The sequence below is a fragment of the Pseudomonas sp. XP1 genome, from assembly GCF_053557675.1.
Window position 1 is genome coordinate 23,259 of record NZ_JBNRIJ010000038.1, and the last position, 9,981, is coordinate 33,239.

9 protein-coding genes are annotated in these 9,981 nt (G+C 63.2%); 1 reads left to right on the top strand and 8 read right to left on the bottom strand.

Annotated features, from left to right (window positions below; translation table 11 throughout):
* Positions 1-207: 207 nt before the first annotated feature.
* Complete coding sequence (gene fghA, locus ACK1U9_RS22670; protein ID WP_025337989.1) at positions 208-1,062, bottom strand: S-formylglutathione hydrolase; 855 nt, start codon at positions 1,060-1,062, stop codon at positions 208-210.
* Between the two features lie 8 nt (positions 1,063-1,070).
* On the bottom strand, positions 1,071-2,183 hold the full coding sequence (locus ACK1U9_RS22675) for an S-(hydroxymethyl)glutathione dehydrogenase/class III alcohol dehydrogenase (protein WP_016712915.1): 1,113 nt from the start codon (positions 2,181-2,183) through the stop codon (positions 1,071-1,073).
* 107 nt (positions 2,184-2,290) lie between these two features.
* On the opposite strand from ACK1U9_RS22675, the gene ACK1U9_RS22680 reads away from it, so the two are divergent.
* Positions 2,291-3,187: a LysR substrate-binding domain-containing protein gene (locus tag ACK1U9_RS22680; protein ID WP_046616630.1), complete on the top strand. Its 897-nt coding sequence runs from the start codon at positions 2,291-2,293 to the stop codon at positions 3,185-3,187.
* Between the two features lie 132 nt (positions 3,188-3,319).
* Here ACK1U9_RS22680 and ispD read toward each other — a convergent pair whose 3' ends face one another.
* From ispD to tilS, 6 genes are all read right to left on the bottom strand, one after another.
* Positions 3,320-4,027 (bottom strand): 2-C-methyl-D-erythritol 4-phosphate cytidylyltransferase, encoded by a 708-nt coding sequence (gene ispD, locus ACK1U9_RS22685; RefSeq protein ID WP_449110199.1) that lies wholly within the window; start codon positions 4,025-4,027, stop codon positions 3,320-3,322.
* Positions 4,024-4,305: a cell division protein FtsB gene (ftsB, locus tag ACK1U9_RS22690; protein WP_004375443.1), complete on the bottom strand. Its 282-nt coding sequence runs from the start codon at positions 4,303-4,305 to the stop codon at positions 4,024-4,026. The genes ispD and ftsB overlap by 4 nt, the downstream gene beginning before the upstream one ends.
* Before the next feature lie 168 nt (positions 4,306-4,473).
* A complete protein-coding gene (gene eno, locus ACK1U9_RS22695; protein ID WP_013971266.1) occupies positions 4,474-5,763 on the bottom strand; it encodes a phosphopyruvate hydratase in 1,290 nt (429 codons plus the stop codon).
* A 153-nt stretch (positions 5,764-5,916) separates the two neighbouring features.
* A complete protein-coding gene (gene kdsA, locus ACK1U9_RS22700) occupies positions 5,917-6,762 on the bottom strand; it encodes a 3-deoxy-8-phosphooctulonate synthase (protein WP_025337985.1) in 846 nt (281 codons plus the stop codon).
* Between the two features lie 3 nt (positions 6,763-6,765).
* Positions 6,766-8,394 carry a CTP synthase gene (locus tag ACK1U9_RS22705; RefSeq protein ID WP_025337984.1) on the bottom strand — a complete coding sequence of 543 codons (1,629 nt, stop codon included), beginning with the start codon at positions 8,392-8,394 and terminating at the stop codon, positions 6,766-6,768.
* A gap of 268 nt (positions 8,395-8,662) precedes the next feature.
* On the bottom strand, positions 8,663-9,946 hold the full coding sequence (gene tilS / locus ACK1U9_RS22710) for a tRNA lysidine(34) synthetase TilS (RefSeq protein ID WP_449110202.1): 1,284 nt from the start codon (positions 9,944-9,946) through the stop codon (positions 8,663-8,665).
* Positions 9,947-9,981: the final 35 nt, after the last annotated feature.

The following is a 9,981-nucleotide window of genomic DNA, read 5'->3' on the forward strand; positions in this document are numbered from 1 at the left end:
AGAAAAACGCCCTGAATGAGTCAGGGCGTGATTCTACCTGCTTTAGCCGGTATTGGGGCCGTCGTTGTAGGAGCAGCCTTGTGCTGCGAATGGGCCGCAAAGCGGCCCCGGCAATATCGGCGATAGCGTCAGACCCAGGTCTGCTTCGCAGCCCATTCGCAGCACAAGGCTGCTCCTGCAGGCGATCAAGCAAACACCAGCTACGCCTTAGACCCGCCCCAGCGCCACCGCATGATGACGCAGGTGCTCCTCGATGAAGCTGGCGATGAAGTAGTAGCTGTGGTCGTAGCCAGGCTGCAGGCGCAGAGTCAGTTCATGCCCGCCTTTGCGTGCCGCCTGCTCCAGCGCTTCAGGCTTGAGCTGCTTCTCGAGGAAGTCGTCGCGGTCGCCCTGGTCCACCAGCAACGGCGGGCATTCGCCGGCCGGGGTCTCGGCAAGCAGCACGCTGGCATCCCACTCACGCCAGCGCGCACGGTCTTCACCCAGATAGCGGCTGAAGGCTTTCTCGCCCCACGGGCAATCCATCGGGTTGCTGATTGGCGAGAACGCCGACACCGAACGGTAGCGCCCCGGGTTGCGCAAGGCGCACACCAGCGCACCATGCCCCCCCATGGAGTGGCCACTGATGCTGCGCTCACCCGAGGCCGGGAAGTGCGCCTCGATCAACGCAGGCAACTCCTCCACCACATAGTCGTGCATGCGGTAGTGCTGGGCCCACGGCTGCTGAGTGGCATTGAGGTAGAAGCCGGCACCCAGGCCGAAGTCCCAGGCACCGTCCGGGTCGCCCGGCACCTGCTCGCCACGCGGGCTGGTGTCGGGGGCGACAATGATCAACCCAAGCTCCGCGGCCAGGCGCTGGGCGCCGGCCTTCTGCATGAAGTTCTCGTCGGTGCAGGTGAGGCCGCTGAGCCAGTACAGCACCGGCAGCTTCTCGCCCTGTTCGGCCTGCGGTGGCAGGTAGACGGCGAACACCATGTCGCAACCCAGCACCTTGGAGTGATGCCGGTAACGCTTGTGCCAGCCGCCGAAGCTCTTCTGGCAGGAGATGTTATCCAGGCTCATGGCAAACCTCAGAAGTGGATCACGCTGCGGATGCTCTTGCCTTCGTGCATCAGGTCGAAAGCCTTGTTGATGTCTTCCAGCCCCATGGTGTGGGTGATGAAGGTATCCAGCGGGATCTCGCCCTTCTCGGACATTTCCACGTAGCTTGGCAGCTCGCTGCGACCACGCACGCCGCCGAATGCCGAACCACGCCATACGCGGCCGGTGACCAGTTGGAACGGACGAGTGGCGATTTCCTGGCCTGCGCCGGCCACGCCGATGATCACCGACTCGCCCCAGCCCTTGTGGCAGCATTCCAGCGCAGCACGCATCAGTTGCACGTTGCCGATACACTCGAAGGAGAAGTCCACGCCGCCGTCGGTGAGGTCGACGATCACTTCCTGGATCGGGCGGTCGTAGTCTTTCGGGTTGATGCAGTCGGTGGCACCCAGCTGGCGGGCGATTTCGAACTTGGCCGGGTTGATGTCGATGGCAATGATGCGCGACGCCTTGGCCTTGACCGCACCGATCACTGCCGACAGGCCGATGCCGCCCAGGCCGAAGATGGCCACGGTGTCACCCGGCTTGACCTTGGCGGTGTTGAGCACCGCGCCAATACCGGTGGTGACGCCACAACCCAGCAGGCAGACCTTTTCCAGCGGCGCTTCTTTCTGGATCTTGGCCACGGAGATTTCCGGCAGCACGGTGTACTCGGAGAAGGTCGAGGTACCCATGTAGTGGAACAGCTGCTGGCCCTTGTAGGAGAAGCGCGTGGTGCCGTCCGGCATCAGGCCCTTGCCCTGGGTGGCGCGGATGGCCTGGCACAGGTTGGTCTTGCCCGAGAGGCAGAACTTGCACTTGCCGCATTCCGGGGTGTACAGCGGAATGACGTGGTCACCAACGGCGACCGAGGTAACGCCCTCGCCTACCGCTTCGACGATCGCGCCACCTTCGTGGCCGAGGATCGACGGGAAGATACCCTCCGGGTCGGCGCCGGACAGGGTGTAGGCATCGGTGTGGCAGACACCGCTGGCGACCACGCGCAGCAGCACTTCACCGGCCTTGGGCATGGCCACGTCGACTTCGACGATTTCCAGGGGTTTCTTGGCTTCGAAGGCTACCGCAGCACGGGACTTGATCATCAAAGGTCTCCAGACAGAGGGTCGATTCAGTCTGGCAGTGTAATTCACCGCCTTTTGATGAATAATCCGGACAAAGACAAAACATTATTGCCATACAGGGATAATCCATGAGCAGCCGCTGGGAAGGTATCGACGAATTCGTCGCGGTGGCCGAGTCGGGCCAGTTCACCGCGGCCGCCGAGCGCCTGGGGGTTTCCTCATCGCACATCAGCCGGCAGATCGCCCGGCTGGAGGAACGACTGCAAACGCGCCTGCTGTACCGCAGTACCCGCCGGGTGACCCTGAGCGAGGCCGGGCAGACATTCCTGCAGCACTGCCAGCGCCTGCAGGATGGCCGCGAGGAAGCCCTGCGCGCCATGGGCGACCTGGCCAGCGAGCCCAAGGGGTTGCTGCGCATGACCTGCGCGGTGGCCTATGGTGAGCGCTTCATCGTGCCGCTGGTGACGCGGTTCATGGCGCTGTACCCGCAGCTGCGGGTGGATGTGGAACTGAGCAACCACACCCTTGACCTGTTGCATGAAGGCATGGACCTGGCCATTCGCCTGGGCCGGCTGGCCGACTCGCGACTGGTGGCAACCCGCCTGGCGCCCCGGCGCATGTACCTGTGCGCCTCGCCGGCCTACCTGGAACGATATGGTCGGCCACACAGCCTGTCGGAACTGGCGCGGCACAATTGCCTGGTGGGCAGTTCGGACTTGTGGGCGCTGCAGCAGGACGGCCGCGAGATCAGCCAGCGCGTCCAGGGCAACTGGCGCTGCAACAGCGGGCAGGCGGTGCTTGACGCGGCGCTTCTGGGAATGGGGTTGTGCCAACTGCCGGATTACTATGTGCTGGAGCACCTGAACAGTGGCGCGCTGGTGTCGTTGCTGGAGGCGCACCAGCCGCCGAACACGGCGGTGTGGGCGCTGTATCCGCAGCAGCGGCACCTGTCGCCGAAGGTGCGGCGGTTGGTGGATTACCTGAAGGAAGGATTGGCGGGGTTGCCGGAGTATCGCTTGAACTGAAACCTTGTGCTGGCTGCTCTGGCCTCTTCGCGGGTAAACCCGCTCCCACAGGTACAGCGCCAGCCTGAAGGGATGTGCGATACCTGTGGGAGGGGGGTTACCCGCGAAAAGGCCGGCACAGGAACAAGAAATTCAGCGGCGCCCTGCCCAACGCTGGCGCAACCACTCCAGGTCTTCCGGCCGGGTCACCTTGATGTTGTCGCTGCGCCCTTCGACCAGCCGCGGTGCCTGGCCGGACCACTCGATTGCGGACGACTCGTCGGTTACCAGCACATCCGACACCAGGCACTCCGCCAGCGCCCGATGCAATGCCCCCAGGCGGAACATCTGCGGCGTATAGGCCTGCCAGATGGTGCTACGGTCGACAGTAGCACCCACCCGGCCATCGGCATCGGCCCGCTTGAGGGTATCGCGCGCCGGTACCGCCAGCAGGCCGCCCACCGGGTCATCCGCCAGGTCCGACAACAGCTTGTCCAGATCGCTGCGCGCCAGGTTCGGGCGCGCGGCATCATGCACCAGCACCCAGTCGCTGTCCGCCGCCCCATGGGCATGCAGCATCAGCAAGGCATTGAGTACCGAGTCGGCACGCTCGCGTCCGCCCGCCGCGCGTTGGATGCGCGGGTCACTGGCGCAGCACAGGCCAGGCCAGTACGGGTCATCTTCGGCAATGCTGACCACCACGCCCTTGAGCATCGGGTGGCCAAGAAAACAGTCGAGGCTGTGCTCGAGAATGGTCTGCCCGGCCAGCTCCAGGTACTGCTTGGGGCGGTCGGCAGCCATGCGGGCACCTATGCCCGCAGCAGGAATCACGGCCCAGAAGGCCGGTAAGGTTTCGATCATTTCTGTGGCAACTGGAAGAGGGTTTCGCCCTCTTTGACCATCCCCAATTCGTGGCGAGCCCGCTCTTCAACGGTCTCCATGCCTTTTTTCAGCTCCAGCACTTCGGCATCGAGCACGCGGTTGCGCTCGAGCAAGCGCTCGTTTTCGGCATGCTGCTCGGCAATCTGCTGCTTCAGCTCGGTCACTTGCGCCAGGCTGCCATTACCCACCCAAAGGCGGTACTGCAGGCCACCCAGCAGCAGGAGCAGGACGAGGAACAACCAATAGGGACTGCGCATCACGTTATCCAGGTTAAAAAGGCTGCCGGGTATTATTTACTTCGGGGCCTCGAATAGCACGAAGCCTGGCCGAGGCCAGGCTTCGTCGACAGAAACCCGTTGGAATGTAGGAAAGAACAGTACGAACGTTCCTACAACTCCGGCTGCTGTCTTTTTACCATCTCTTGCTTAGCCGCGAAACTCGGCACGACCGCGGTAAACCGCTTTGGCACCCAGCTGCTCTTCGATGCGCAGCAGCTGGTTGTACTTGGAAACGCGGTCGGAACGGCACAGCGAACCAGTCTTGATCTGGCCAGCAGCGGTACCCACGGCCAGGTCGGCAATGGTCGAGTCTTCGGTTTCACCGGAACGGTGCGAAATCACCGCAGTGTAGCCAGCAGCCTTGGCCATCTGGATGGCTTCCAGGGTTTCGGTCAGCGAGCCGATCTGGTTGAACTTGATCAGGATCGAGTTACCGATGCCCTTCTCGATGCCTTCCTTGAGGATCTTGGTATTGGTCACGAACAGGTCGTCACCTACCAGTTGCACCTTGGCGCCAATCTTGTCGGTGAGGATTTTCCAGCCTGCCCAGTCGGACTCGTCCAGGCCGTCTTCGATCGAGATGATCGGGAAGCGCTCGGTCAGGCCTTTGAGGTACTCGGCAAAGCCTTCGGCGTCGAACGACTTGCCTTCGCCGGACAGGTTGTACTTGCCGTCTTCGTAGAACTCGGAAGCCGCGCAGTCCAGCGCCAGGGTCACGTCGGTGCCCAGCTTGTAGCCGGCTTTCTCGACGGCTTCGGCGATGGCGCCCAGGGCGTCTTCGTTGGAAGCCAGGTTAGGGGCGAAACCACCTTCGTCACCAACGGCAGTGTTCAGGCCACGGGCCTTCAGCACGGCTTTGAGGTGGTGGAAGATCTCGGTACCCATGCGCAGGCCGTCGGAGAAGGTCTTGGCGCCAACCGGCTGAACCATGAACTCCTGAATGTCGACGTTGTTGTCGGCGTGCTCGCCACCGTTGATGATGTTCATCATCGGTACCGGCATCGAGTACTGACCCGGGGTGCCGTTCAGGTTGGCGATGTGCGCGTACAGCGGCAGGTCCTGGTCCTGGGCAGCGGCCTTGGCGGCAGCCAGGGAAACAGCCAGGATGGCGTTGGCGCCCAGCTTGGCCTTGTTTTCGGTACCGTCCAGTTCGATCATGGCGCGGTCCAGGGCCTTCTGGTCGGCAGGGTCCTTGCCCAGCAGCAGGTCACGGATCGGACCGTTGATGTTGGCGACGGCCTTCAGCACGCCCTTGCCCAGGTAACGGCTCTTGTCGCCATCACGCAGCTCCAGCGCTTCGCGCGAGCCAGTGGAAGCACCGGACGGCGCGCAGGCGCTGCCGATGATGCCGTTGTCGAGCAGTACATCGGCTTCCACGGTGGGGTTGCCACGCGAATCGAGAACTTCACGACCTTTGATGTCGACGATTTTTGCCATTGTTGTAAGCACTCCAGAATTGACGAAAACAACTTAGCTTAGGAAATTCTTGCCGTTCACCGGGCAGACTTGCAGTGGGCAGGCCGGGTGAAGGGAACCCCTGACCGACTGGTCAGGGGTGGATCGGACGGTACTTTACCCGAGAATCGAGCTTTACGCGGTTTCTACCGTCGGAAAACTTTTCACCAGGTCGTCCAGTTGCTTGAGCTGGGCCAGGAACGGCTCCAGTTTGTCCAGGCGCAGGGCACATGGGCCATCGCACTTGGCGTTGTCCGGATCGGGGTGGGCTTCCAGGAACAGCCCGGCCAGGCCTTGGCTCATGCCGGCCTTGGCCAGGTCGGTGACCTGGGCGCGGCGACCACCGGCGGAATCGGCGCGACCACCCGGCATCTGCAGGGCGTGGGTCACGTCGAAGAACACCGGGTACTCGAACTGCTTCATGATGCCGAAGCCGAGCATGTCCACCACCAGGTTGTTGTAGCCGAAGCTCGAACCACGTTCGCAGAGGATCAACTGGTCATTACCGGCCTCTTCGCACTTGGTCAGGATGTGTTTCATTTCCTGGGGTGCGAGGAACTGCGCCTTCTTGATGTTGATCACTGCGCCGGTCTTGGCCATGGCCACCACCAGGTCGGTCTGCCGAGACAGGAAGGCCGGCAGCTGGATGATGTCGCATACCTTGGCTACAGGCTCGGCCTGATAAGGCTCGTGCACGTCGGTGATGACCGGCACGTTGAAGGTGCGCTTGATCTCCTCGAAGATCTTCAGCCCCTCTTCCATGCCCGGGCCACGGTACGAGGTTACCGACGAACGGTTGGCCTTGTCGAAGCTGGCCTTGAACACGTAAGGGATACCGAGCTTCTCGGTCACCCGCACGTACTCCTCGCAGACCTTCATTGCCAGGTCACGGGACTCCAGGACGTTCATGCCGCCGAACAGGACGAACGGCTTGTCGTTGGCGATCTCGATGTTACCGACGCGAATGATCTTCTGGGTCATTGATCAGGCCTTGTTCTTCTGAGCCAGGGCTGCCTTGACGAAGCCGCTGAACAGCGGGTGGCCGTCACGCGGAGTCGAAGTGAATTCCGGGTGGAACTGGCAGGCGACGAACCATGGGTGGTCCTTGGACTCGACCACTTCCACCAGCGCACCGTCTTCGGAACGGCCGGAAACCACCAGGCCGGCATCGACCAGTTGCGGCAGCAGGTTGTTGTTCACTTCGTAGCGGTGACGGTGACGCTCGGTGATCACGTCCTTGCCGTAGCAGTCGTGCACCTTGGAACCGGCGGCCAGCTGGCAGTCCTGTGCACCCAGGCGCATGGTGCCACCCAGGTCGGAGGCTTCGCTGCGGGTTTCGACGGCACCGGTGGCATCGGCCCACTCGGTGATCAGGCCGACTACCGGGTGGCCGCTGTTGCGGTCGAACTCGGTGGAGTTGGCGTCTTTCCAGCCCATCACGTTACGGGCGAATTCGATCACGGCCACCTGCATGCCCAGGCAGATACCCAGGTACGGCACCTTGTTCTCACGGGCGTATTGCACCGCGGTGATCTTGCCTTCCACGCCGCGCAGGCCGAAACCGCCCGGCACCAGGATGGCATCGGCGCCTTCGAGCAGGCTGGTGCCCTGGTTCTCGATGTCTTCCGAGTCGATGTAGCGCAGGTTGACCTTGGTGCGGTTGGTGATGCCGGCGTGGCTCATCGCTTCGATCAGCGACTTGTACGCATCCAGCAGTTCCATGTACTTGCCGACCATGGCGATGGTCACTTCGTGCTCAGGGTTGAGCTTGGCATCGACCACCTTGTCCCACTCGGACAGGTCGGCGCCATTGCACTGCAGGCCGAAGCGCTCGACGACGAAGTCGTCCAGGCCCTGTGCGTGCAGCACGCCCGGGATCTTGTAGATGGTGTCGACGTCTTCCAGCGAAATCACCGCGCGCTCTTCAACGTTGGTGAACAACGCGATCTTGCGACGCGACGAGGCATCGACCGGGTGGTCGGAGCGGCAGATCAGCACGTCAGGCTGCAGGCCGATGGAGCGCAGCTCCTTCACCGAGTGCTGGGTCGGCTTGGTCTTGGTCTCGCCAGCGGTGGCGATGTACGGGACCAGGGTCAGGTGCATCAGCATGGCGCGCTTGGAGCCCACTTCGACGCGCAGCTGGCGGATGGCCTCGAGGAACGGCTGCGACTCGATGTCACCCACGGTACCGCCGATTTCCACCAGGGCCACGTCGGCATCGCCGGCACCCTTGATGATGCGACGCTTGATTTCGTCGGTGATGTGCGGGATGACCTGGATGGTCGCGCCCAGGTAATCACCACGACGCTCCTTGCGCAGTACGTGCTCGTAGATGCGGCCGGTGGTGAAGTTGTTGTTCTGGGTCATGGTGGTGCGGATGAACCGCTCGTAATGGCCCAGGTCGAGGTCGGTCTCGGCGCCATCGTGGGTGACGAACACTTCACCGTGCTGGAACGGGCTCATGGTACCCGGATCGACGTTGATGTACGGATCCAGCTTGAGCATGGTGACCTTCAGGCCCCGCGCTTCCAGGATGGCCGCCAGGGAAGCCGAGGCAATGCCTTTCCCCAATGAAGAAACAACACCGCCCGTGACGAATATGTAGCGCGTCATGAAAAACCCTAGAAGTCTGCGTTAAGGCGGCCAGCGCCGCCGGAGAAAGCGAAGGAAGGCCGAAGCCCCCGATCACCTGCGTCAATCACAGTGCATCTCGAAAAACTGCCGCGTCTGTACAGACCAGGGATATCCCGGCATGGAGCTCGCTCGTCATTTTAAGAATCAGCCCAGCAAAAAACTGCTTGGTAATCGGCAACTCCTGTGTTTTCGCGGAACCCACAGAAGCTGTATCAAGAAGGGAGGGTAGTCTACCCGAATGTACCCTTCAGCTCAAACCTTGCGCGTTCGTCGGCAATTGCCAATACAGCTGGCAATCCGCCTGCACCAGCCCGGGCAGGTTGGCCACCGCCAGCAGCCGCTCGCCCTGGTACAGCAATGGCAGGCGCGGGCGCAGGAAGAGCGGCACCTGCAACTCGTTGAGCAAGCGCTTCAGGTCGCGTCGGCCACGGCCGGGGACATCCAGCACTTCACCGCCCTGGCGGTAGGCAATGCGCAAGCCGTGCAGCGGCGCTGCGCCAGCAAGACGCACCCTGCCGTTACCCGGCAACGGCAAAGACTCGGCGGGATCGGCCCAGGCCAGTTCGCCGACGGGCAGTTGCAGCCAGTCACCGCTCAACCACCAGATGCGCCCATGACCGCGCAGCAGCTGCCCATCGGCAAGGCGCCAGACGGGCTGGGCATCGGCGGCGGCATCGCACAGGTCCGCCCAGCCGGCCCAGTGCCGGGTGTCAGGCAGGCGGGTACGGCGGCTCAGCCAGTATTGCAGGGCATTGCGCTGACGGGCCGGCGACAGCGCCAGCAGGGTGGCCAGGTCGAGGGAGTCCAGCCCCGGCCAGGCCACCGGCGCGCCCTCCCCGGCGAGCGCCAGGTCGTCCTGCGCCAGTTCGTCCAGCAGGCCCAGGGCTTCGCCCAGGTGCTCGGCGGCGCGGGCCAGGTTCTGGCTGGCTTGTGGCCAACGTTGCCGAAGTAGCGGAAACACTTCGCTGCGCAGGTAGTTGCGGGCAAATTGTGTGTCAGCGTTCGATGGATCATCGATCCAGTCCAGCCCATTGGCCTCGGCGTGGTCCTGCAGCTGCTGACGGGAACAGCCCAGCAATGGCCTGACCAGGCTGCCCTGCCCTAGTGCGCGCTGCCCCGGCATTGCAGCCAGGCCACGCAGGCCTGCGCCGCGCAGCAGGCGGAACAGCAGGGTTTCGGCCTGGTCTTCGCGGTGCTGGCCGGTGAACAGGATGTCACCCGGGCCGAGGGCTTGCCTGAAGGCAGCATAGCGGGCGTCGCGGGCGGCCTGTTCGAGGCTGGCGCCGGGGGTGACCTGGACGTGGATGACCTGGAGTTCGATGCCGAGATTGTCGCAGACGGTTTGGCAGTGGGCGGGCCAGGCATCGGCGGCGGTTTGCAGGCCGTGATGGATGTGGATGGCGCGCAGTGGAGGTGATGCGTGATTGCGGGCGTAGTCAGCCAGCAGGTGCAGGAGGACGGTGGAATCGAGGCCGCCGGAGAAGGCGATGTACCAGGCGGGGGCGTTGAGCCAAGGTGTGAGGTTGATCATCGAACCCGCACTCAATTCGAGTATGCAGTCGCGGG

What these genes read in the sequence shown, in the direction of transcription:
- tilS (WP_449110202.1), bottom strand. Translation starts at nt 9,946, where the DNA reads ATGATCAACCTCACACCTTGGCTCAACGCCCCCGCCTGGTACATCGCC.
- fghA (WP_025337989.1), bottom strand. Translation starts at nt 1,062, where the DNA reads ATGAGCCTGGATAACATCTCCTGCCAGAAGAGCTTCGGCGGCTGGCAC.
- ACK1U9_RS22675 (WP_016712915.1), bottom strand. Translation starts at nt 2,183, where the DNA reads ATGATCAAGTCCCGTGCTGCGGTAGCCTTCGAAGCCAAGAAACCCCTG.
- ftsB (WP_004375443.1), bottom strand. Translation starts at nt 4,305, where the DNA reads ATGCGCAGTCCCTATTGGTTGTTCCTCGTCCTGCTCCTGCTGCTGGGT.
- ispD (WP_449110199.1), bottom strand. Translation starts at nt 4,027, where the DNA reads ATGATCGAAACCTTACCGGCCTTCTGGGCCGTGATTCCTGCTGCGGGC.
- ACK1U9_RS22705 (WP_025337984.1), bottom strand. Translation starts at nt 8,394, where the DNA reads ATGACGCGCTACATATTCGTCACGGGCGGTGTTGTTTCTTCATTGGGG.
- ACK1U9_RS22680 (WP_046616630.1), top strand. Translation starts at nt 2,291, where the DNA reads ATGAGCAGCCGCTGGGAAGGTATCGACGAATTCGTCGCGGTGGCCGAG.
- eno (WP_013971266.1), bottom strand. Translation starts at nt 5,763, where the DNA reads ATGGCAAAAATCGTCGACATCAAAGGTCGTGAAGTTCTCGATTCGCGT.
- kdsA (WP_025337985.1), bottom strand. Translation starts at nt 6,762, where the DNA reads ATGACCCAGAAGATCATTCGCGTCGGTAACATCGAGATCGCCAACGAC.